The 22,822-nt window shown below is 64.0% G+C and carries 16 protein-coding genes; 11 read left to right on the top strand and 5 right to left on the bottom strand.

The window, feature by feature from the left end; translation table 11 throughout:
* The first annotated feature begins 67 nt into the window (after positions 1 to 67).
* The 6 genes from JSS27_03720 (at position 68) to JSS27_03695 (ending at position 8,270) form a co-directional block, all read left to right on the top strand.
* Positions 68 to 958, top strand: a complete 891-nt coding sequence (locus JSS27_03720; protein ID MBS0208043.1) for an NAD(P)-dependent oxidoreductase — start codon at positions 68 to 70, stop codon at positions 956 to 958.
* Entirely contained in the window at positions 948 to 2,207 is a 1,260-nt protein-coding gene (locus JSS27_03715; GenBank protein ID MBS0208042.1) for an MFS transporter, read from the top strand. The genes JSS27_03720 and JSS27_03715 overlap by 11 nt, the downstream gene beginning before the upstream one ends.
* 96 nt (positions 2,208 to 2,303) lie before the next feature.
* Complete coding sequence (locus JSS27_03710; GenBank protein MBS0208041.1) at positions 2,304 to 2,879, top strand: polyisoprenoid-binding protein; 576 nt, start codon at positions 2,304 to 2,306, stop codon at positions 2,877 to 2,879.
* Between the two features lie 75 nt (positions 2,880 to 2,954).
* Positions 2,955 to 4,751: an RluA family pseudouridine synthase gene (locus JSS27_03705; GenBank protein MBS0208040.1), complete on the top strand. Its 1,797-nt coding sequence runs from the start codon at positions 2,955 to 2,957 to the stop codon at positions 4,749 to 4,751.
* Positions 4,752 to 4,957: 206 nt separating this feature from the next.
* Positions 4,958 to 7,096, top strand: coding sequence for an AAA family ATPase (locus JSS27_03700; protein ID MBS0208039.1), 2,139 nt, complete (start codon positions 4,958 to 4,960; stop codon positions 7,094 to 7,096).
* A gap of 40 nt (positions 7,097 to 7,136) precedes the next feature.
* Positions 7,137 to 8,270, top strand: a complete 1,134-nt coding sequence (locus JSS27_03695) for a DTW domain-containing protein (GenBank protein MBS0208038.1) — start codon at positions 7,137 to 7,139, stop codon at positions 8,268 to 8,270.
* 28 nt (positions 8,271 to 8,298) lie between these two features.
* Here the strand turns inward: JSS27_03695 and JSS27_03690 are convergent, their stop codons facing one another.
* A complete protein-coding gene (locus JSS27_03690; GenBank protein MBS0208037.1) occupies positions 8,299 to 9,732 on the bottom strand; it encodes a sulfatase in 1,434 nt (477 codons plus the stop codon).
* A 196-nt stretch (positions 9,733 to 9,928) separates the two neighbouring features.
* Between JSS27_03690 and JSS27_03685 the strand changes: the two genes are divergently transcribed.
* The 4 genes from JSS27_03685 to JSS27_03670 all read left to right on the top strand — a co-directional run bounded on the left by JSS27_03685 (position 9,929) and on the right by JSS27_03670 (position 13,209).
* The gene (locus JSS27_03685; GenBank protein ID MBS0208036.1) at positions 9,929 to 10,540 is read left to right on the top strand and encodes a xanthan lyase; all 612 of its coding nucleotides are present in this window, start codon (positions 9,929 to 9,931) and stop codon (positions 10,538 to 10,540) included.
* Positions 10,541 to 10,557: 17 nt separating this feature from the next.
* The gene (locus JSS27_03680) at positions 10,558 to 10,839 is read left to right on the top strand and encodes a hypothetical protein (protein ID MBS0208035.1); all 282 of its coding nucleotides are present in this window, start codon (positions 10,558 to 10,560) and stop codon (positions 10,837 to 10,839) included.
* A 239-nt stretch (positions 10,840 to 11,078) separates the two neighbouring features.
* Positions 11,079 to 12,056 carry an aldo/keto reductase gene (locus JSS27_03675; protein ID MBS0208034.1) on the top strand — a complete coding sequence of 326 codons (978 nt, stop codon included), beginning with the start codon at positions 11,079 to 11,081 and terminating at the stop codon, positions 12,054 to 12,056.
* A gap of 271 nt (positions 12,057 to 12,327) precedes the next feature.
* The gene (locus JSS27_03670; protein ID MBS0208033.1) at positions 12,328 to 13,209 is read left to right on the top strand and encodes a ThuA domain-containing protein; all 882 of its coding nucleotides are present in this window, start codon (positions 12,328 to 12,330) and stop codon (positions 13,207 to 13,209) included.
* 20 nt (positions 13,210 to 13,229) lie between these two features.
* Here the strand turns inward: JSS27_03670 and JSS27_03665 are convergent, their stop codons facing one another.
* Genes JSS27_03665 through JSS27_03655 form a run of 3 tightly spaced genes read right to left on the bottom strand, consistent with a single transcriptional unit; the run spans position 13,230 to position 17,399 of the window.
* On the bottom strand, positions 13,230 to 14,351 hold the full coding sequence (locus tag JSS27_03665) for a hypothetical protein (GenBank protein MBS0208032.1): 1,122 nt from the start codon (positions 14,349 to 14,351) through the stop codon (positions 13,230 to 13,232).
* Between the two features lie 2 nt (positions 14,352 to 14,353).
* Positions 14,354 to 15,583: a cytochrome P450 gene (locus tag JSS27_03660; protein ID MBS0208031.1), complete on the bottom strand. Its 1,230-nt coding sequence runs from the start codon at positions 15,581 to 15,583 to the stop codon at positions 14,354 to 14,356.
* Entirely contained in the window at positions 15,576 to 17,399 is a 1,824-nt protein-coding gene (locus tag JSS27_03655; protein ID MBS0208030.1) for a non-ribosomal peptide synthetase, read from the bottom strand. The genes JSS27_03660 and JSS27_03655 overlap by 8 nt, the downstream gene beginning before the upstream one ends.
* A 351-nt stretch (positions 17,400 to 17,750) precedes the next feature.
* On the opposite strand from JSS27_03655, the gene JSS27_03650 reads away from it, so the two are divergent.
* Positions 17,751 to 20,372 (top strand): beta-propeller fold lactonase family protein, encoded by a 2,622-nt coding sequence (locus JSS27_03650; GenBank protein ID MBS0208029.1) that lies wholly within the window; start codon positions 17,751 to 17,753, stop codon positions 20,370 to 20,372.
* A 178-nt stretch (positions 20,373 to 20,550) separates the two neighbouring features.
* Here JSS27_03650 and JSS27_03645 read toward each other — a convergent pair whose 3' ends face one another.
* A complete protein-coding gene (locus JSS27_03645) occupies positions 20,551 to 22,362 on the bottom strand; it encodes an arylsulfatase (GenBank protein MBS0208028.1) in 1,812 nt (603 codons plus the stop codon).
* Between the last annotated feature and the right edge of the window lie 460 nt (positions 22,363 to 22,822).

The following is a 22,822-nucleotide window of genomic DNA, read 5'->3' as shown; positions in this document are numbered from 1 at the left end:
GTCGACAAGTCGCCAGCCACGGGCGTACCACCGTTAATTGATGCGCGATTCGAGCGAGAGTTGCCCAATGTCCAACCCACACGCCAAGCCAGTCGGCATAGTCGGCCTGGGGCTTATGGGCGCGGCCCTCGCCGAGCGATTGCTCGCCGCGGGGTACGACGTGCGCGGCTACGATCGCGATGCCGTGCGCGTCGCCGAGTTCGTCCAGCGCGGCGGTGTCGCTTCGCCGAGCGCCGCGCTCTTGGCCGCCGAGTGCGAGCCCATTCTGTTGAGCTTGCCTGACGAATCGATCGTCCGCGCGGTGCTCGGCGAACTCGGCAGTAGCCTCGCCCCTGGTGCGACGATCGTCGACACGTCGACCGGTGACCCGCGCGCTGCCGAGGCGCTTGGCGCGGAGCTAGCCGCGCGTGGCATTCAGTATCTCGACGCGACCATCTCGGGGAGCAGCGCTCAGTTGCGCAGCGGAGACGTCTTGATGATGGTCGGCGGAGCGGCCGACGCCTTTCGCGAAGTGCAACCGCTATTGGACGCCATCGTGCGCCAGGTCATGCACACTGGCCCTTGTGGCAGCGGCGCAAAGCTGAAGCTGGTCACCAATCTGGTCCTGGGGTTGAATCGCGCCGCGCTGGCCGAGGGGTTGGCCTTTGCCGGCGCGCTGGGGCTCGACTTGCATCGGGCTCTCGAAGTGTTGCAGGCCAGCATGGCTTACTCACGGATCATGGACACCAAGGGACAGAAGATGATCGATCGGGACTTCACGCCCCAGGCCCGGCTGTCGCAACATCTGAAAGATGTGCGACTGATGCTCGCCGCAGCCCAGGATTTGCCGGCACGGCTCCCCTTGTCGCAACTTCACGCTCAATTATTGGCCGAAGCCGAAGCGGCCGGGCTGGGCTCGCTGGACAACAGCGCGATCATCGAGGTCTTCTCGCGCAAGGCGGACTCGCATGACAACTGATTCGATGGTGAATACGCCAGCCGGGCTATCATCGGCCGCGCGCCGCGCGGTGCTGTGTCTGGTCTTCCTCGGGCTGGTCTTCGCGGGTTTTCAACTGGGCATCATGCCGCTGGCGGCGCTGTCGATGTCGCGCGATCTGCTAGGTGATTCATACACCGCTGCGGTGGGTGGCGAATGGTTCGCGCGGCATACCGCGGGCATGATGTTCGGCGCTGCCGTCGGCGGCATTTTCCTGGGGGCGCTGGGAGATCGCATTGGCCGCGCTCGCGCGATGGGGGCGAGCATCCTGATCTATTCCTTGTGCGGCGCGGCCGGTACGTGGGCCGCCAGCCAGGAGCAAATGCTCGCGCTCCGCATCCTGGCCGGGCTGGGAGTCGGCGGCGCGTGGCCCAACGGCGTGGCCTTGGCCGGCGAGTGTTGGGCCCGCGCCTCGCGGCCGACGGTCGCCGGCGTGGCCGGCACCGGGATCAACGTCGGCATCTTCCTGGTCTCGCAACTGGGGCGCACGTATCAAGTGACGCCCGAGTCGTGGCGCTGGCTAATGGCGATTGGCGGCGCGCCGGCGTTGCTTGGCTTGGTCTTCTTGTTGCTCGCGCCGGAATCGCCCGAGTGGTTGGCCGGCCGCGCGGCCAATGCCTCGACCGCGGCCAGTCGTCGGCGCGAATTGTTCACGCCGCCGCTGCTGCAGCGAACGCTGGTCGGCATTGCGCTCGGTGCCATTCCGTTGATCGGCGCGTGGGCCGCCAGCAAGTGGATGATTCCCTGGGCCGATGAAGTCGGCGCGGCGCAACCTGGCTATAAAGCGACTACGCAAGGTTATTGGGCCGTCGGGGCGATCCTGGGCAGCTTCTTCGGCAGCCACCTGGCTAACCTGCTCGGCCGGCGCGTGACGTACTTTCTAATCAGCCTGGGCTCGGTCAGCCTGACGTGCGGCATCTTTCTGTTTTCGGCTCCGCTCAGGCCCGAGTTCTTGCCGCTGGTCTTCTGCCAGGCGGCCGTCACGACGCTGTTCTTTGGTTGGCTGCCGCTGTATTTGCCCGAACTGTTCCCGACGCACGTGCGCGCCTCGGGCATTGGCATCGCGTATAACTTCGGACGCTTCGCATCGGCGGCCGGCGTATTGTTCGCGGGCATCCTGCTCGCCTGGTCCGGCGGCAACTACGTCACGGTCGGCGCGACCACGGGCATGATCTACGCCCTGGGGATGATCGTCGTGTTCTGGGCGCCGGACACGGGGAAGAATGCTTGATATCGCCGGACCCCCGCTGCCGCTAGAGTTCGTCGGGTGCGCCAGGTAAGATAGCGGCTCTGCTTTTGTCCCTCCCACCTGCCACGAGGACTCAACATGCTCGCCACGTTTCGCACCGCTTGTCTGGCTTTGACGTTTGCCGCCGTTACGACCTTGGCCCAAGCCGCCGAGTCGTACAGCGTCGACCCGGTTCACTCGTCGATCTCGTTCATGATTTCGCACGCCGGGATCAGCACCATCCACGGCCGGTTCAACGACTACTCGGGCACGTTCGTCATCGACTCGGCCGACCCGGCCAAGTCGTCGTTCAACCTGACGATCAAGGTCGACAGCATCGACACCGCCAACCAGAAGCGCGATGAGCACCTGCGGGCGTACGATTACTTTGACACCAAGCAGTTCCCGAACATCACCTTCCAAAGCACCAAGGTCAAAGGGATCGACGGCGGGTACGAAGTGACGGGGAACCTGACGATGCACGGTGTCACCAAACCGATCACCATGCAGTTGAAGGGTGGCCTGAAGCCGGTCGAGTTCCCCAAGGGGAAATCGCGCGTCGGTATCCTTTGCAGCACGTCGGTCAAGCGGAGCGAGTTCGGCGTGACCGCCGCCCCCACGATGTTGGGCGAGGAAGTCCAAATCGAGATCGGTCTGCAAGCGGTCAAGGAGTAAGACCGCAGGCCGCGGGAGCGCGGCCGTGTCGATAATGGTTATAGCGACGGATCGAACCGATCGAGTGAACTACCCTTGGCTGCCACGGTCAACATTGCCGCCTACAAGTTCGTGCCGCTGACGAACCTGAAGTCGTTGCGCGAGCGGCTGCTCGCGCTTTGCAAGCAGTGGGAGCTCAAGGGGACGATCCTGCTCAGCACCGAGGGGATCAATCTATTCGTGGCCGGCGAGCAGTCGAACGCCGATCGACTGCTCGCCGAGCTGCGTAGTATTCCCGGGCTGGCGGAGTTGCAACCCAAGGTCAGCGCCAGCGCTCGGCAACCGTTCACGCGGATGCTGGTGCGGATCAAGAAAGAGATCATCGCCTTCGGCGTTGACGGCATCGCCCCCGAGCGGCACACGTCGCCCAAGCTCGCCCCGCACGAACTGAAGCGCTGGCTCGATGAGGGACGCCCGGTCACGTTGCTTGACACGCGCAACGACTACGAGGTCAAGCTCGGCACCTTCCGCGGCGCGCTGTCGCTCGGGATCGATCACTTCCGCGACTTCCCCACGGCCAGTGCGCAATTGCCGGCCGAGCTCAAGCAGCAGCCGGTGGTGATGTTTTGCACCGGGGGCATTCGCTGCGAAAAGGCTGGCCCGTTCCTCGAGCGCGAAGGTTTCCAGCAAATCTTCCAACTCGATGGCGGCATTCTGAAATACTTCGAGGAGTGTGGCGGCGCGCACTATGACGGTGAGTGTTTCGTCTTTGACCAGCGCGTCGGACTGGACCCAGGCCTGAAAGAAACGTCGAGCGATCAGTGCTACGTCTGTCTGACGCCGCTATCGACCGCCGATCAAGGCGACGCGCGGTTCGTCAAAGGGGTGTCGTGCCCTTACTGCCACGAAACGAGCGACGAGCAGCGCGAGCGCACCCTGCGTGCTCGGCAGCAGGCGCTCCGGGTCGCGACCACTCCCCTGCCCGGCAGTCGGCCTTATGACAACTATCGGCCGATCAAGGTGCCCGCCTCGTGCGATGGCCGACCGCTGCTCGAGCTGCTATGCGAAGTGTTCAGCTTCGTGCCCCGCGAGCAATGGCAATCGATCTGCGCCGCCGGGCAACTGTGCGACAACGACAAGCGGCCGATCGCGGCCGACCACATCGTTCGCGCCGGCGAGCGTTACCTGCACGTCCAGCCGGCGACGATCGAGCCCGACGTCAGCATCGACATTCAGATTGTGTACGAGGACGAAGCGCTGATCGTCGTTCACAAGCCCGCCCCGCTGCCGTTGCATCCTTGCGGTCGGTTCAACCGGAACACGCTGCAATCGTTCTTGCAAACCGTCTACGAACCACAGAAGCCACGCCCAGCACATCGACTCGACGCCAACACCAGCGGCCTGGTCGTGTTCACGCGGACGCGGCACTTTGCCAGCCTGGTCCAGCCGCAGTTTGAATACGGCGAAGTTGAAAAGACGTACCTGGCCCGGGTGCAAGGACACCCGCCCGAGGATCAATTCGCCTGCGACGCGCCGATCAGCGCCGAGGCGCTCGAAACCGGCCTGCGCGCGGTTGACGAAGCGGCGGGCCTGCCGGCGCGAACCGAGTTCCGGGTGTTAAAGCGCCTGGCCGACGGCACGACGTTGCTCGAGGTGCGCCCGCTGACTGGCCGCACGAACCAGATTCGCGTTCACCTGTGGCAGTTGGGTTGGCCGATCGTCGGCGACCAGTCGTACCTGGCCAACCGGCAACATGGCGAAACCCAGACCGGCGGCGTGGACGATCCGCCGTTGTGTCTGTTCGCTAAGAGCATCACGTTCGTCCATCCGATCTCGGGCGAGCGTACGACGTTCTCGGCTGAAGCGCCAGCCTGGGCGGCGGACGCATTGTAGGGTGCATTCCATGCACCTTATTGGTGGCGTCTACTATTTGAGGTAATCGAAATCGGATGGCACGGCCGCTCGTCGGCCGTGTTGCGTAGCAACAAGAAGAATGTGCGACGTCGCCCGTTCTTCTTGTCGCTGCGCGACCCAGCCGGCTAGCGGCTGGGCCACCCTTGGATAAAGCTTGGTTGGCTGAAGGAATCAAACCCACTCGCATGGCGATCTTGCATTTCGATTCATTGCCGCCGCGGACCAGCAAGGGAGAGCTCCTGAAGCTGATCTGCGACCAGTCAGGGCTAAGCGGCGGCAAGGTCGGCCGTCTCGACGTGCAGGGCAATCGCGCCACAGCCGAGATTCCCGACGATTGGGCGGGGCGCTTGGTTCAATCGCTCGATGGCGCATCGCTGAACGATCGGCGCATTCGGGTTCGCGCCGAATCGAAGTCCGCGCCCGTTGACGCCGGCGACCACTTCCAGCGTTTGTCGCGCCTATTGCAAATGGAAAGCCGCGAGGAGCTGCGCCGCGCGGGCGAACAGCGTCGCCGGCTGTCCCCCTCGGCGGCCGAGCGATCGGGCACGGCCCTGGTCGATCTGGTCGTGACGGACGTCGATACCGGTCTCGGCGGCAGGTTCATTCTGAGCTTCGTTAAGCGCAACCGGACGCTGGGCTTGCCCTGGCATCGGTTGAACTCCGGCGCGCCCGTGATCGTTTCGCGCGCCGGCGAGGCAGGCGAGTTCGAATCGCGCGGGGTGGTCGTCGAGCGCGGCGATCGCGAGCTGCGAGTGGTGATCGACCGCGAACCCGAGGACACCGACGAAGGGGCGTGGCGGGTCGATTTGTCGAGCGATGAAATCGCCAGCGACCGCCAGCAGCAAGCATTATCCCGGGCTGCCGGCGCCAAGGGGGATCGGCTTACCGAACTGCGGCGTGTCCTCTTGGGCGAGCGCGAACCGCGCGAAAAGAAATCGGCTGACCAGCCGATCGAATGGGAGCTGGCCTTGAATCCGGCCCAGCAAGACGCCGTCCGCTTCGCGCTGGCGGCCGAGGACGTGGCGCTGATCCACGGGCCGCCGGGGACCGGCAAGACGACGACCGTGATCGAGTTGATTCGCCAGGCGGTTCGCCGCGGCGAGAAGGTGCTGGCCTGCGCACCAAGCAATCTGGCTGTCGATAACATGATGGAACGGCTCGTCGCGCTCGGCGAATCGGCGGTGCGTCTTGGTCATCCGGCCCGAGTGCTCGACACGCTTCGGCAGCACACGCTCGACTACCTGGTCGACGAACATCACGACGTGCGACTGGCTCGCAAGCTGGTCAAAGAAGCCCTCGCCCTGTTCCGCAAGGCCAGTCGCTACACGCGGGCCAAGCCCGAGCCCGGCGCGCGACAGGAGTTGCGCCAGGACGCTCGCAGCCGGCTGGCCGACGCGCGGCGGTTGGAGTCGCAAGCGGCCGAAGACATTCTCAGCCGTGCGCGCGTCGTCTGTGCCACCACCACTGGGCTCGATAGCCAGGTGCTCGGGCAATTGAACTTTGACCTGGTGGTGATCGACGAAGCGTGTCAGAGCACCGAGCCCGGTTGCTGGCCGCCGATCTTGCGCGCCGGGCGCGTGGTGCTGGCCGGCGACCATTGCCAGTTGCCGCCGACGGTCATCTCGCCCGAGGCCGTAAACGGCGGGCTGAGCGTCAGTCTGTTCGAGCGGCTGGTCGGGCGGTATGGCACCCAAGTGACGCGGCGACTGGTCGAGCAGTACCGCATGCATCAATCGATCATGGCATTCTCGTCGCGCGAGTTCTACGACGATGAACTGGTCGCCGACGCCTCGGTGCGCGAACACCTGCTCACCGATCTGTCGGGCGTGGCGAGCGAGTCGCTAACGTCGTTGCCCGTCGAGTTTATCGACACTGCCGGCGCCGACTACGACGAGCAATTGGAACCCGACGGCGAAAGTCGCTGCAACCCACGCGAGGCCGCGTTGGTGGCGCACAAGGTGACGGCGATCGTCAACGCGGGCGTGCCGGCCGCCGACATTGCGGTCATCTCTCCCTACGCGGCCCAGGTCCGGTTGCTGCGCGAGCGGCTCGATCTGCCCGGCCTTGAGATCGACACCGTCGACGGGTTTCAGGGGCGCGAGAAAGAAGCGGTCGTCATCTCGCTAGTCCGTTCAAACACGGCGGGGGAGATCGGGTTCCTGGCCGACGTGCGGCGGATGAACGTGGCCATGACACGCGCCCGGCGTAAGCTGCTGATCGTGGGCGACAGCGCGACCTTGTCGCATGACCCATTTTACGCCCGGCTGTTAGAATACGTGGAACAGGTCGGCGGTTACCGCACGGTCTGGGAAGAGACGCTCTAGGGGGCAGCAACGCGTGGCGACGATCGAACAACCATCTGAAATGGCAGAACCGGCGACGAGCAAGCGTTGCTACGCATGCTTCAGGCCGCGCCATGAATGCTATTGCGACGCCGTGCCGCAAATCGACAATCGCACCCAGGTGCTCATTGTTCAACACGCGCGCGAGCGGTTTCATCCCTTCAACACGGCGCGGATGGTCCACCGAGCGCTGCGCAATTCGCAACTCTTGATCGGTCATCCAGGCGAACTGGCCGGCAGGCTGTCCTTGGCACCCCGCGCCGGTTTGCTGTATCCGGAGCCCGATTCGTTGACGCTCGATGCCGTGCCGCGCGACGCGCTGCCCGAGCAATTGGTGATCCTGGACGGGACCTGGCACCATGCCAAGACCTTGCTCCGCGATATCCCTGCGCTGCGGACGTTGCCGCGCTTCCAGCTCACGCCACAACAGCCCAGCCGGTTCCGCATCCGCCGCCAGCCCAACCCGCTGGCGCTGTCGACCGTCGAGGCCGCGGTGGCGGCGCTCACCGCTTGTGAGCCGGCGACCGTCGGGTTGGCTGAGTTGTTAAACGCTTTCAACGTGATGGTCGAGCGGCAATTGTCCCATCCCAAAGTCGAATGCCGCGAGCGGCACACCAAGCGCCGCCGGCCCGCGCTCGGCAATGTGCCCGCGGCCTTGCTGGGGAGCTTGGATCACGTGGTTGTCGCGTATGGCGAGTCGGCCCAGGGAGGGCGAGGCTGTGACCCCAACTCGCTAGCGCCGCTCTATTGGGTGGCCGAGCGGATTGGCAGCGGCGAGCGGCTTTGTTGCGCGCTCGCGCCGATGAGTCCCTTGTCCAATGCGTTTCTCGGACACCTGGCGCTACCGGCCGAGACCTTTGCCGGCGGGGCGACGCTCGGCGAGTTTGAAGATCGCTGGCGAGCGTTTGTGCGGCCCGATGACTTGCTGGTGGCGTTTAACCAGAGCACGCCACGACTACTGAGTCACGTCGGCCACGATCCCGGCCGCTGGCTGTTGCTCAAGAGCATCGACATGCAATCTCCCTGGCCGTTCGACGCGCTCGATGACGACACGCTGGCCGCCGCGCTGCCGGCCGGGGCGACGTGCCTGCCAGGACGCGCTGGTCGACGACTGGCGTGGACGATTGCCTATGTGAAGTACCTGAACCACTTGTAACAGCTTGGGGCCGGCATCTTCTAATCGCTCACGCCGTCCGTTTTCGCTTCCTCGCGGCCGGCTGCGGTTGCTTCTTCTTGGCCGCGGGGCCCCACTTGGCCGGTACGTTGTCCTTGTTCCACGCGTCCCAGGCGGCCTGCAACTCGCGGGCCTTATCGGGATTGGCCGATGCCACGTCGTGCTCTTCGCCAATGTCGTTGGCCAGGTTCACCAACATGCCCGACGTCATCTCGCGGTTCAGTCCGCCTCGCGTGGCGCCGTCGTTCGGCGCGCGCAGCAGCTTCCAATCGCCCTTGCGAATCGCCATCTGCTCGCCAAACCGCCAGTATAGGGCCGCGTGCGGCGCACCGGACTTCTCGCCCGCCAGGTACGGCAACAAGTCAACCCCGTCCAGCTTGTCGGCCGGCGTGGTCGTACTGCCGGCGGCGGCCAGCGCCGTGGGCAGGAAGTCGAGCTGGATCACCGGTTGATCGTAGGTCTTGCCTTGCGGCAGCCGGGCTTTCCACTGGACCAGGTACGGCACCCGCACGCCCCCTTCCCAAGTCGTCGCTTTGTTGCCACGCAGCGGCAGATTGATCGAGCCGTTGGCACCGCTTGGGCCACCGTTGTCGCTGACAAAAAAGATCAGTGTGTTCTCTTCGATGCCCGCGGTGCGCAGCTTGCCAAGTACCTGCCCCACCGCGTCGTCCATCGCCGACAACATGGCGCAATAGGTGCGCCGGCGCTGATCTTCGATCTTGGCGAAGCGTGCCAGGTACTTGTCGGTCGCTTCCATCGGCGTGTGAACCGCGTTGAAGGTCAGGTACAAGAAGAACGGCTCCTTCGCGTGCCGGTCGATATAGGCGACCGCCTCGCGCGCGAAGGCGTCGGTCAGGTACTCGGTCTCCTTCACCGGCTCGGTGCCACGATAGATGTTGTCTTTCCCCTTGGGCCTGTCGGGCAGGTACGTCAGCGCGCCGCCGAGGAAGCCGAAGTATTCTTGAAAGCCGCGCTGCGTGGGATGGAACTGCGGCGTGGCCCCCAGGTGCCACTTGCCGACCATGCCGGTCGCGTAACCCGCCGCGCGCAACCGGTCGGCCAGCGTGACCTGATTCAGATCGAGCCCTTTGACTTCTTCGCCCGGTTCCCCCGGCGGACCGGGGTTGAACTCGTGGCCAAAGCGTTGCTGATAACGCCCGGTCAACAGCCCGGCGCGGGTCGGGCTGCAATAGGGTCCGCTGACGTAACCGTTGGTGCAGCGAATGCCGCCGGCGGCCAGCGAGTCAATGTGCGGCGTCGGGCAGTCGGTGCAACCTTGCACCCCGAGGTCACGATTCCCCAAGTCGTCGGCCACGATGACTACAATGTTCGGCTTGCCCGAGGCATTGGCGGCCCAGGCGGTCGACGCCGCTGAACTCAACAGGCTGACCGCGAAGGCAACACCGACGAGCGAACCGACCAGGAATCGAAATTCACGACGCATAAGATCCCCGCGCATGGGAAGTTCGGAACGATGCCCAACAGCTAGCGGCCCGGCGAAAACGCCCTCGCCACGGAAAGAAAGACGCGCCGAACAGGGTGTTTATTTGGTGCAATGTCTGGCTTCAGACCATCCCGAGGGAAGCTACAATAGCCCCGTCCCTCGCCGATCGGCCAAAGTCTTGTGGATTCTCGTATCAATGTCGTTGAAAGCGGTCGCACTACTGTCGGTTTTGATGTTGCTTGTGCTCGCCTTCTCATCAGTCGGCGCCGAGCCCGCCGAGCCGGCTACCCAGTTAAAGCCCCATCCGCAAGCCGTGGCCAATTCACACGCGCCGGGCGAAGTCGACAAGCCTGAACTTGTGCCCTTCATTGTCGCCGATCCGGCGGCGCTGCCGGGCATTGTCGTTGACGAGACGGCTGCCACGCTGGTCGGCACCTGGCAATACTCGACCCATACGCCGCCGCACGTCGGGCTGGGCTATCTGCACGATCAGAAGGACGGCAAAGGTCAGAAGTCGGTCACCTTCACGCCCGACTTGCCGCGCGATGGCCGGTACGAGGTGCGGCTGGCCCACTGTTACAATGTCCGCCGGGCCACCAACACGCCCGTCACCATTCACCATGCCGACGGCGAGACAGTCGTTCGCATCAACCAGCAGGAAGTGCCCGAGCATGGCCGGCTGTTCCGCACGCTGGGGGTGTTCAGGTTTCGCGCGGGGCGCAACGGCTGGGTTCGCATCGGCACCGACGGCACCGAGGGTAAGTACGTGATCGCTGACGCGGTGCAATGGCTGGAACAGAAACCCTAGTGGGCGGGTGACGGTGCATGAGCAACGAAGGCAACTTCCCGATGGCCAATGTGCCGGTGTTCGGCTGCACGGTGTACGTCGCCCAAATCGCCGAGGGGCGTGTGCGCGCTCGAGTCGCGAATCTGGATGGCATCGAATGCACGGCGGCCAACGAGCGGATGGCGCTTGGCACGGTGGTCACCGAATTCAAAAATCGGGTCCGCGAACACACCGCCCGGCAGGAGCCGATTCCCTGGCTCGACCCCCCTGCCCCGCGCCTGCCCGACGAACAGCAACGCTTCGTGCCGGTGCATTTGTAGAAGAGGCGAGGTCTTTGTAGGGTGCCCTGTGGGCACCAAATCATCGCGCTGCGAGCCGAACAACTTGGCGCGATCGGGCACGGCCAAGAATTGAAAAAACGGTGCTCACAGAGCACCCTACCAGGCAGCAAAACGCCCAGACGGTTGACCTGCCCGGGCTGCCAAGGTAAATCGAAGCGGTTTGCACTGCCCTCCTTCAACTTTCTCGCCACCCACACCGCCCGCAGGTTCTCACTCGCATGCTCACCAAACGGCTTGGCAACACGTCGCTGGAACTCACTCGCATCGGCCTGGGTACTTGGGCCATTGGGGGTGGCAATTGGAAGTTCGGCTGGGGGCCGCAGGACGACGAGGAATCGATCCGCACGATTCACCGCGCCCTCGACGTGGGCATCAACTGGATCGACACCGCTCCGGCCTACGGGCTGGGGCATTGCGAAGAAGTGGTCGGCCGTGCCCTACGCGGCTTGAAGCAACGCCCGATCGTCGCCACCAAGTGCGGCCGCTGTTGGGACGAGCAGCGGCAGTTGTTCCCACGCCTGAAGCGGGCCAGTGTGATGGCCGAGGTCGAGGCCAGCTTGCGCCGGTTGGGGGTCGATGTGATCGACCTGTATCAGATGCACTGGCCGCAGCCCGACGAGGACATCGAAGAAGCTTGGGGCGTGGTGGCCGACCTGGTCCGCGCCGGCAAGATTCGTTACGGCGGCGTCAGCAACTTCAGCGTGGCCCAACTCAAGCGAATCCAGCAGCTTCACCCGATCGCGTCGTTGCAGCCGCCGTACAGCATGCTGGCCCGCGGCGTCGAGGCCGAGCTGTTGCCGTTTTGCGGAGCGAACCAGATTGGCGTCGTGGCCTATAGCCCGATGCAAAAGGGGCTGCTCACCGGCAAGATCACGCACGAGTGGATCGAACAACTCGCGGCCGAAGATCACCGCCGGAACGACGTGCAGTTTCACGAGCCGAAGCTGTCGGCCAACTTGGCGCTGGTCGAGGGCTTGCGCCAGATTGCCGCTCGGCACGGCCACACGGTGGCGCACGTGGCCCTCGCCTGGGTGCTGCGGCGCGGCGAAGTGACCGCGGCCATCGTCGGAGCCCGCCGCCCGGCGCAGATTGAAGAGACCGCAGCCGCCGGCGATTGGCAATTGAGCGGCGATGATTTGAGTGAGATCGATGGCTTGCTTGGCGTGCATGGGACGGCATTGGCGGCGGCGGGTTAAACTGACGGCGACACGAAGTATGTGGGGTGGCCCGGACAACTTGCTTGTCCGGGCGGCGGAGCCGCAAGAGGGTTTGGTTCGATTCTCCATTGTCCTCTTGTCGCTGCGCGACACCGACAACTAGTTGTCGGTGCTACCCACTGATTTCGGCGAGAGATAGACGAGATTGATGCTCGTACGCCCCCGGTCATTGACCGGGGGCTAATGTCCGCTGGCAAACTGCTAACGACTGATGAGTATGCGAATCATGGCGACGAATGCTGCTCGAACGATGATTGCCGCGCTGGTCGCGACGCTGGGCATGGTGTCGCTCGTCTCGGCGAACGCCGCTGCTCAAAGCACGCCGGCGCACGTGTTGATCGTCGTGGGGCCGAGCAAGCATCCGCCGGGCTCGCACGAGGTGCTGGCCAGCGCCAAGCTGGTGAAGCATTGCCTGGAACATGCCGACAATGTTCGCGGCATCACGGCCGAAGTCGTCACCACCTGGCCCACTGATTCACAGTTACTCGACCGCGTGGCTTCGGTCGTCTTTTCGGGCGATCGTTTCCCGGGCGAGGAAATGCCCGAGCGTGACCGGATCATGGCCGACTTGCCCCGGATGATGGACCGGTGCTGTGGGCTGGTTTGCTACCACTATGCGACCGGCCTGACTGCCAAGCACGTGAAGCCCGACGGCGATCATCCGCTGTTGCGTTGGATGGGGGGCTACTTTGCCACCGGCTGCCCGCACCACAAGTCGGTCGCCAAGGTGTTCAACTGCGCCATCGACCCCGGCACTGGGGATCATCCCGTGCTGCGCGGCTGGAAGTCGTTCAGCCTGCGCGACGAGCCTTACTACAACAATTACTTCGGGCCAAACGGTCCCATGCCGAACGTCACGGCGCTGGCGACGTCGATGCTGCCCCCCGAAGAGCCGAAGCGCGAGACGGTGGCCTGGGCCGTGTCGCGCGCCGACGGCGGGCGGGGCGTGGGAGTGGTCATGCCGCACTTCTATCGCAATTGGCACGACGACAATCTACGCACGCTGATCCTGAACGGCGTCGTCTGGTCGGCAAAGGTGGACGTGCCGAGCGACGGTGTGCGCGTGACGCTGCCCGATCTGGCTACGTTCGAGCCCGGGGCCGTCGAGCCGCAAGTAAAGAAAACGCCATAACGGCGCGTGACGCGGCGCAGTTATTCGTAGCTCGAGTCGCCGTCGTACGTCGATGGCGCCCACAGTTCAGGATTGGCCAACTCGGCATCCAGCGCCGGATCGACCGCGCGATAGTAGAAGGGCCAGCACGCCAGGCCGCGGCGATACGGCGCATGGCGTTCAAACGTCGCCACCTGTGGCAGCCCGGCCCCCAAATGTTCGAGCACGTCGTAGCGCTCGCGCCGGCAGCGCGCCAGCGCCGCTCGCAACAAGCCGGCCAGATGATCGACCTCGGGCTCGACGGTCTGGAAGTCGATCAGCCGCATGCGCCGCATCGCCTCGCCCGGGTCTTGCCGCTTAATCACGCACCAGGCCCGCAGCAATCCATCGCGAACCGCGGCGACGACCCACAAGTCGTGACGTCGAATCGGGCCGGTAAAGTGCCAGTTCAGCGCAGCGCTATCGCGGGCCGACAGCAAAATGTTCGGGTTCCGCGCGACCAGCTCTTGCCAGAACGGGTCGAACCGCGCGTCGAAGTGATCGAGCATTTCGATCGTCACGCCGCGTGGCGCTGACGGAATGCGGCTCAGGCGCAGCCGATCGACCAGTCCGATGGCCGCCGCGGCCGGATAGCTGAGCAGGTTCGCGCACGGCAAACGCAGCTTGTTCAGTCCTTTGATCGCCAGCCGGCGATGCGACGTGGCGTAATAGGGAAGCGTCTGAAAGTCGCCGCACGGAATACGATCGCTCAGTTGACTGATTAGCGGCGCGGCATTCGGCCCCACGGTCGTGTTGATGAACAGATCGACGTCGGCCTGGCCGAAGTATTCCCCCATCAAGGCCAGCGCGAACGCGCGATGATCGACGTCGACGGCCCAGCCGCGCCCGTTAGCGCACAGCAGTTCGCGCCCGCGGAATTGATACAACGACGGCACGTTGATCAATGTGCCAACAATGCGACCGTCGACGCTTTCCAGCACCCAGCCCACCGGCCAATGGTCCTTCACGCGCGGCCAGACCGGGTTCTTCAGCCACAGATCGCGCCAGTCGCTCTCTTGCAAGCTCCCCAGCGAGTTCTGCCACTCGACGCGCGAAATCTGATCGTACTCGTCCAGCGTGGCCAGACGAATGCGCGGCGATCGAGTGAGCGTGGCGGTGGACATGCTTAGGTGCGGTAGGTCAAAGGGAGGGATCGCAAGCCGCGCAGCCCCAAGTTGTCGCGCCACGACAAGGGTTCATCGGTCAGTTCCAGCACGGGGAACCGCCGCAGCAAGGTCTCGAACGAGATCACCGCTTCGATTCGCGCCAGCGGCGCGCCAAAGCAGAAGTGGGCCGCCCAACCAAAGGCCAGGTGCCGGTTGTCGGGGCGATCGAAGTCAAGTCGATCGGGTTCGGGGAACCGCTCGGGGTCGCGGTTGCCCGCCGCCATCACGGCGATCACCGCTTGCCGCTTGCGAATCAGCTTGCCGCCCAGCATCGTGTCCTCCGGCGCTAAGCGCGCCGTGTGCTGACTTGGGCTTTCGTAACGCAACAACTCCTCGACCGCGGCTGGCATGATCTCGGGCTCGCGGCGCAGGCGTTCCATCTGGTCCGGGTTGCGCAGCAGCGAGAGCATGCCGTTGCCGATCAGGTTTGTCGTCGTCTCCAGGCCGCCGACCATCGTGACGATGCAGTTGGCGATCACTTCGTCTTCGGTCAGCCGGTCACCATCGATTTCGGCGTTCAACAACGTATGGACCAACCCCTCGCGCGGCGTCACGCGCTGCTCGCGGATGCGCTCTTGGAAGTAAGCCGACAGGTTTTCGACCGCGCGCTGCACGCCGGGCAGCCGATCGGGATTGTGTTGAAAATTGCCCAACATTTCGGCAAACGTCACCGACCAATCCTTCAGGTTCTGATGATCTTCAACCGGCACGCCCAGCATCTCGGCCGTCACGATCGCCGGCAGCGGCTCGGCAAAGTCGGCCAGCATGTCCAGCCGGCCCGTGCCGCGGGCGATGATGTCATCGACCAGCTTGGTGGCGATTTCCTGGATGCGATCATGTAGTACGCGAACCCGCGCCGGCACAAACGCCCCAGCGGCCAGCTTGCGCAACCGCGAGTGGGCCGCGCCGTCGCGGAACAGCATCTGCTTGACCATCACGGCCGCGATCGGGCTCACCTCGGGCGCGCCCAGCGCGGCAAAGAACTCGGGCGTCGGCGCGCGCTCAGCCGAGAACTTGCTGAGCACGGTGATCACGTCTTCGTACCGCGTGACGATCCACGCGTGCAGGTATGGATCCCAGTGAACCGGGTTTTCACTGCGCAGCCGAGCGTAGAGCGGGTACGGGTTCGCCAGCACTTCGGGATCGAGCAAGTGGTACAGGCTCAACGGCAGTTCAGCGGTTTCAACCACGGGCGTTCTCCTGCATGCGGCGAATCTCGGCGGCCAACGTCGCGGCCGTCGGCGCATTGAACAACTGACGCAAGGTGATCCGCGTGCCAAACATATCCCCGACGCGAGCCACCAACTGGGCCGCGAGCATCGAATGCCCGCCAAGTAAGAAGAAGTTGTCGGTCGGCGAGACGGTCGGCTGATCGAGCAGCCCGGCCACCAATGCCGCGATCTGGGTTTCGAGGTCGTTGTCGATTGTGGGCGCTTCGGCCGTGGCACGATGGGCCAACGTATTCTCGGCCGTCGGCGTCGGCAGTGCGGCGCGGTTCAACTTGCCATTCGCTGTCAGCGGCAACGCATCGACGCGAACGAACTGCTGGGGAATCATGTAGTCGGGCAACCGCGGCGCCAGGTAATCGCGCAGGTCGGTCGCATTGAGCTTTGTCGCGCCATCCAGCACCAGGTAAGCCACCAGCGTCGGGCCGGCGTCGGTGTCGATGGCGGCGACCGCGCTGGCTTCAACCCCCGGCACGCGATCCAAGTTGGCGACGATTTCACCGGGCTCGATGCGGTAGCCGCGGATTTTCATTTGATCGTCCAGCCGGCCCATAAAGGCGATTTCGCCATTGGCCAGGTAGCGGGCCCGATCGCCGGTGCGATAGACCCGCACGGCCGGTCCCGACTCGGGCTGGTACATCACAAAGCGGCTCTCGGTCAACTCAGGGCGGTTGTGATAGCCGCGGCCGACCAGCACGCCGCCGATGCACAGCTCGCCCGCCTCGCCCTTTTTGACCGGCTGCAAGTGCTCGTCGAGCAGAAACACGCAGCAGCCATCAATCGGCCGCCCGATCGACGGTGCCGCACAACAATTGGCGTCGGGGCTGACAATACCCGAGGTGGCGACGACGGTGCATTCGGACGGGCCGTAGTTGTTGACGACGGTGAACGGCAAGCCTTCGACCGGGCGGCGGTGCAACACATCGGCCCCGGTCAACAGCAGCCGGAACAAGGTGTTCGCGGGCCATTGGGAGTGCATCAGTTGCTCGGCCAGCACGGTCGGCACGAAGCTGATCGTGATTTGCTGGGCCAGAATCCAATCGCGCAGCGCGGCAGGCGAACGGCGGGTCACTTCATCGGCGATGTGAACCGTCGCCCCGGCGGCCAGATGCGGCCACACTTCCCAGGCCGTCGCGTCGAAGCCCAAGCCGGCCACCTGGCTGGCCCGGTCGCGCGACGAGACGCCGAAGGCGCGCGAGTGCCAGTCGATCAGGTTCAGCAGGTTCGCATGGGTGATCTCGACTCCCTTCGGCACGCCCGTCGAACCCGAGGTGTAGACGATGTAAGCCAGGCTGTCGGCAGCCGGCGTCATTTGCACCGGCACGCTTGGCGCGTCGGCCAGGTGTTCGACTTCCAGCACGCACCACCCGCCGGCGGACCAGGCCGACGTCTTGCGGCGGTGGGTCAAGACGATCGTCGCGCCGGCGTCATTCAACATGGTCATGGCCCGATCGGTCGGCACGGCCGAGTCCATCGGCAGGTAAGCCGCCCCGCTCTTCATGACGGCCAGTGCCGCCACGACAAAGTCGATCGAGCGATCGAACAGCAAGCTGACACAGCCGTCGGTCTTGACCCCTTCCTCGATCAAACGCCAAGCCCACTGGTTCGACCGTTGTTCCAGTTGAGCGAAGGTCAGCTCGCCATGCTCGTCGGTGAGCGCCACTCGGTTCGGCGTGGCCAGAGCGTGAGCCGCAATGCGCGCGGCCAGGGAAGCGGGTGTCGACCCCACGAACGTCGGCGAAACGTCGAGCGATTGATCAAACAGCAGTTCAGCAGACATGCTGGTTCTCCGGCGCATTGATGGTCCGCGCCCCCTGACACCGGGGGCCGGAATCTCCACCCTGAAACCTAGGTCGCGTCTGGGATGTCGGCAAACCACCAGACGACACGCCCGGCGCTCGCCGCACCGGGTGCGGGGATGATGCCGTAACGCAACGACAACCGACCGCCGCAGCGGCCGCCCAGCGCGCCAATCGGCACGCCCCGCACGACCGGAACTCCGATGTGGTTGCTCGCAGGCAGGCAAATGAAAAACACGTCCTCGCCATCGGCTAACCGGAATAGCTAGCCGGTGAGCCAGCAAGGGGCTAAAACCAAGGCGTTCACGCCCGCCCCTTTATGGAGTCATCGCATGCGCCGGTCGAATGTGGGAACCTGGTCAATATCGCTGGTCGTTAACCTGATCGTCATCGGCGTGGTTCACGCCCAGCAGGCTGTCGCTCCGGCCCCCGCGGCGCCAGATGTGGCCCAAGCGCCGGCCGCCGGGCAGACGCCCAAGGTTCCTGGTGACGATGGGCACGGCGTCTTGTTGCCCAATGGGTGGCGATTGATGCCAGTGGGGCGGCATACGACGCTCGCCGATCTGCCGCTGAACATCATTCCTTTGTCCGACAATCGCCGCGCGCTGGTGGCAACCAACGGCTACAACTCGCACCAGTTGACGTTGGTCGATCTGGCGTCGGGCGAGAAGCTCAGCCAGGTCGAAGCACGCGAAACCTGGTTCGGCCTGGCGCTTGACGCCCAGAGCGGCAACCTGTGGTGGTCGGGCGGCGGCGCTGGCAGTTACCATCGCTTCCGGCTGAACGATCAACGGCTCGAACCGGTCGGCGGCCCGGGCACCCAGCAACTTGTCGCCGACGCCAAGGCCGACGCGCCGGTGGCGATTGCTCAAGGGTTCACGTCGGGCCTGTATCTCGACGCGCCGGCCAAGACGATTTACACGCTGACTATCTTTCGCAAAGGGGGCAACAAGTCGTTCGCCTGGGGGGATGCTAACAAGACTGACGAAGGGGGGAGCGTGCTGTCGGCCGTCTCGCTCGATGGTCGTGTGCTGCGCAGCGCCCCCTGCGGATCGCGGGCCTACGACGTGGTGCGCGCCCGCAATGGCTTGCTCTACGTCTCCGATTGGGCCGATCGGCGAGTGCTAGTGGTTGACGCTGAGTCGCTGCGGACGATTGCCAAGATCCCGGTCGGCGATCATCCCAACCAGTTGGCACTGCACCCGACTGACAACCGGCTGTTCGTCGCGTGTGCGTCGAGCAATCAGGTTTCGGTCATCGACACATCGACGGGTGTGGTGCAAGAAGTCATCAGTACCGCCCTGTTCCCCAAATCGCCCGAGGGGTGTACGCCCGACGCGCTGTGCGTTTCGCCCGATGGCGAGACCTTGTACGTGGCCAATGCCGACAACAACTGCATTGCGGTGGTCGACATTGAAAAGCCCCGCCGCAGCGCCGTGGCCGGGTTCATTCCGACCGGCTGGTATCCGACCTCGGTGGCGGCAACACCCGACGGTAAGCGATTGCTGGTCGGTGTCGGCAAAGGAACCCACACCGCGTCGAACAAGCCCAGCGCGGAAAAGATGGCCGAGTTGAAAGAACGCGGCCCCGATGGCTATCGCAAGGTGCCGTTCCCGCACATTGGCACGACCCTGAACGGCGCGCTGTCGGTCATCGAGTTGCCCGACGATGACGACGACTTGCAGAAGCTGACCGATCGCGTGTACCAGAATTGTCCTTATTCCGACAAGCTGATCGCCGGCACGCCGTATCAGCGCAAGACGGCCATTCCGACCAAGGTGGGTGCGCCGTCGCCGATCAAACACGTGATCTACATCATCAAGGAAAACCGCACCTACGACCAGGTGTTCGGCGACATGCCGCGCGGAAACGGGGACGAGAGCTTGTTGATGTTCGGCCGGCAAGTGACGCCGAATCATCACAAGCTGGCCGAGGAGTTCGTGCTGCTCGACAACTTGTACTGCAACGGGCATGTCTCGGCCGACGGACATCCCTGGAGCACGATGGCCTATAACACCGATTACATTGCTCGCAACTGGTGTTTGACTTATTCGAAGCGCACGGGCATCGACGATGACGACGACGGCGATCTCACCAACGCGCCCAGCGGCTACATCTGGGACGCCTGTGGGCGGCACGGCAAGACGTACCGCAGCTACGGCGAATATGGCGGCCGGGTCAGCCAGCCGGACGGGACGTTCCGCATCGAAGGTCGCGTGCCGGGCCTGATCGGTCATACCTGCCCGACGTACGGGCTGCCCAAGGCCAAAGGCCAGAAGGTTCGCGACACCGATCGGGTGGCGACATTCTTGGAAGAGTTCCACGAGTACGAAAAGAACGGCAACCTACCGAACTTCATCGTGATGAGCCTGGGCGAGGATCACACCGAAGGAACCAAGGTCGGCGCGCCGACGCCGCAAGCGTGCGTGGCCTCGAACGATCTGGCCTTGGGCCGGCTGGTCGAAGCGGTGAGCAATAGCAAGTATTGGCCCCAGATCGCGATTTTCGTTATTGAAGACGACGCGCAGAACGGGCCCGACCACGTCGACGCCCACCGGACGCTCGGACTGGTAATCAGTCCTTACGTGCGACGCGGCCACTTGGACAGCACGCAATACGCCACGGTCAGCATGCTACGGACGATGGAGTTGATCCTCGGGCTGCCGCCGCTCAGCCAGTTCGACGCGGCCGCCACGCCGATGTTCGAGTCGTTCGACGCGACGCCGGACTTGAAGCCCTACGAGCACCTGCCGGCGCAGATCGATCTGTCGGTGGTCAACACCGTGGCTTCATACGGGGCCAAGCGATCCGAGCTGATGGACTTCACCGAATACGACCGCGTGGATGATTTCGAGCTGAACGAGATCCTCTGGCGAGCCGTCAAAGGGGTCGACGCGCCGCTGCCCCCGGCCGTACGACAAGCGATCGCGTACCGCGGCGAACTGCGAGAGTGATGAAGAGGGGCTAGGGACGAGGGGCTAGGGATTAGGGATTCGAGTGCAAGCCGAACCTTTCGGATCAAAGCGTAAGCTGATGCTGGGAAGCGCAGCTTGAAAGCGGCAGCTCAAAATATTTTGAAACGCGCTCGCGACCAGTGCTTCTTTTCCTAGCCCCTAGCCCCTAGCCCCTCTTCTACTTTCTCCGCACGTACGCATAGTACGCCCCGCTGAGTTCTTTGCCTGATGCGTCGTAGAGCCAGCTTTGCAGCTTGGTCGTGTGTGGCGTTTTGACTTCGACGGTAAAGACCACTTCCTGGGTGTCGGCCGAGATTGCTTCGGTGCGATCGAAGTCGTCGACTTGCAATCGGACTTTCGCGGCCGGCACTGCCACGCCGGCGGGCAACTTGCCATCGACGGCCACGAACTCGGGAACCGGCGCGGTGATGGCCGCCCCCGACTCGCGCGGCCAGCGACGTAAAGCCACTTCATAGGTTCCCCCCCGGACGAACTCGACGTTCCACGGACCGTTCACTTGCTTGCCAGCCCGCAGGTCGGGCATGTTGTCGCAATAGACCTTGGCCCAATCGGCCGAGCTGAGCGTGACCGGGTTCTCGTGCTCGCTGCCGAGGACAACCGGGACGTAATGGTCCAACAGCGGCCCGACTTCGCCCCACCACTTCTGATAATGCGCCCGCAGCGCGGCCAGCACGTCGGGATGCTGCTCGGCCACGTTTTTGGCCTGGGCCGGATCAGTCGCCAGATCGTACAGCTCTTCGCCGTGGACCAGTCGCCACCTTTTCCAAAGGACCGCCGACTCCCACTTCTCAGGATTCTCGCCGTACTGCACCACCAGCTTGCGCTCGCCAAACACTTCGCGGGCTCGTGACGTTGATGAGTCAGCGCGGTCGTTAGCGCCGGACTTGGCGAGCAACGGCGTCAGGCTGCGACCGTCGAACGAGCCCTTGGGCACGCCAAGATTGCACGTCTCGATCAGCGTCGGCAGCAGATCCTGCACCTGGGTCAGCGAGTCGACATCGCACGCCTGTCGCCAGGTGCCGCCGGGCCAGCGAATAAAGCAAGCCGCGCGGTGCCCCCCTTCGTAATAGGTTCGCTTACCGGCGCGCATGCCGGCGTTGTAGAAGTTGACGCCAGCCGTGCCGCCGTTGTCGTGGAAGTAAACCAGGATCGTGTTGTCGCGCAGCTTCAACTCGGCCAGCAACTGGTCCAACTGGCCGACGTTTTCATCAATGTTGGCGATCATGCCAAAGAACGACGCCAGCGGACGCTTGAGTCCTTGGGCCAGGTAGGGCTCACGATACTTGTCGGGCACCCACAGCGGCCCGTGCGGCGCATTCGTCGGCAAGTACAAGAAGAACGGTTCATTGCGAGCGTGGCGCTCCTTGATCCATTCGCGCGCCAAGCGGAACCAGACGTCGGTGCAGTAGCCTTCGTACGATTGCAGCTTGCCATGGTGGCTGAAGTGGCCATTGAAGTAATCGTTGCACCACGGGTCGGCAATCGACGTGATGCCCCAGCCCAGGTGAAAGACCGTCTCCTTGAAGCCGCGATGGTGCGGCAAGTTCGGGTAGCTATCCCCCAAGTGCCATTTGCCAAACAGGGCGGTCTGGTAGCCTGCGCCCGCGAACCACTCGGCCATTGTCGCTGGTGGCGAAGGCGCCGCCACGGCCGGGTCGGCGTCAGCGCCGGGCCACGCGCGACGAATGAACGAGCGCCCGGCACAGACGCTCGTCGCGCCGTTGCGCAGCGCATCGAGCCCGGTCATCAATTGACCGCGCGTTGGCGTACACATCGGCGCGACATGAAAATCGGTGAGCCGAATGCTCTCGTGATGCAGTCGGTCGAGGTGCGGCGTCTTCAGCGCTGGGTTGCCATGACAAGAGAAATCGCCGTACCCCTGGTCGTCCGCGAGAATGAGTACGACGTTTGGCCGATCAGTTAAATCAGCGGCAAAAGCGGGGCAGACCCAAGGGGAGCAACTTAGCACTACAATGATTAGCGTAGCTAGTTGGTGTGGCAATTGAGCCCTTAGCATGTGACGGGCATTGAGGCACGGTTGACGCATGGCAGGTTCCATGGGCGTGGGTTGAGGCATCGTTGTCGTTCGCGGTAATTGCCCCAATATCAGCGTCCCAGTCGCACGGGTCAACTTTTCCAATTGGGTAATGGCATGGCGCGAATCCGCCAAGCGCAACGCGAATTGCAGGTCGGGAGTGATGCTGGTGGGAAGCGGAAAGCGACCGACTCGTCGCGATTCACACGGGTTTGCGACCGTTCTGTAAGCTCGTCAAGATCATGGCTGAACATGTCGAAATACTCCTCGCGGCAAAATGGGGTGAGTTTGTTCATCCAATACCACGAAGACTTGCAAGATTCCCGCAACGGACTGCCAAGGCGTCCTCATCGGCTGGTCGGCCAGCCTGAATCCAAGACGTTGGGTGTAGGGT

The sequence above is a fragment of the Planctomycetota bacterium genome (assembly GCA_018242585.1).
Taxonomy (GTDB): Bacteria; Planctomycetota; Planctomycetia; order Pirellulales; family PNKZ01; genus JAFEBQ01.
The sequence above is the reverse complement of the archived record's forward strand: the minus strand, read 5'-3'. Positions and strand labels throughout refer to the sequence as shown.

Coding starts and splice junctions, on each gene's coding strand:
- JSS27_03670 (MBS0208033.1), top strand. CDS start 12,328: ATGATTGCCGCGCTGGTCGCGACGCTGGGCATGGTGTCGCTCGTCTCG.
- JSS27_03710 (MBS0208041.1), top strand. CDS start 2,304: ATGCTCGCCACGTTTCGCACCGCTTGTCTGGCTTTGACGTTTGCCGCC.
- JSS27_03700 (MBS0208039.1), top strand. CDS start 4,958: ATGGCGATCTTGCATTTCGATTCATTGCCGCCGCGGACCAGCAAGGGA.
- JSS27_03675 (MBS0208034.1), top strand. CDS start 11,079: ATGCTCACCAAACGGCTTGGCAACACGTCGCTGGAACTCACTCGCATC.
- JSS27_03650 (MBS0208029.1), top strand. CDS start 17,751: ATGCGCCGGTCGAATGTGGGAACCTGGTCAATATCGCTGGTCGTTAAC.
- JSS27_03695 (MBS0208038.1), top strand. CDS start 7,137: ATGGCAGAACCGGCGACGAGCAAGCGTTGCTACGCATGCTTCAGGCCG.
- JSS27_03720 (MBS0208043.1), top strand. CDS start 68: ATGTCCAACCCACACGCCAAGCCAGTCGGCATAGTCGGCCTGGGGCTT.
- JSS27_03680 (MBS0208035.1), top strand. CDS start 10,558: ATGAGCAACGAAGGCAACTTCCCGATGGCCAATGTGCCGGTGTTCGGC.
- JSS27_03665 (MBS0208032.1), bottom strand. CDS start 14,351: ATGTCCACCGCCACGCTCACTCGATCGCCGCGCATTCGTCTGGCCACG.
- JSS27_03685 (MBS0208036.1), top strand. CDS start 9,929: ATGTCGTTGAAAGCGGTCGCACTACTGTCGGTTTTGATGTTGCTTGTG.
- JSS27_03690 (MBS0208037.1), bottom strand. CDS start 9,732: ATGCGTCGTGAATTTCGATTCCTGGTCGGTTCGCTCGTCGGTGTTGCC.
- JSS27_03655 (MBS0208030.1), bottom strand. CDS start 17,399: ATGTCTGCTGAACTGCTGTTTGATCAATCGCTCGACGTTTCGCCGACG.
- JSS27_03715 (MBS0208042.1), top strand. CDS start 948: ATGACAACTGATTCGATGGTGAATACGCCAGCCGGGCTATCATCGGCC.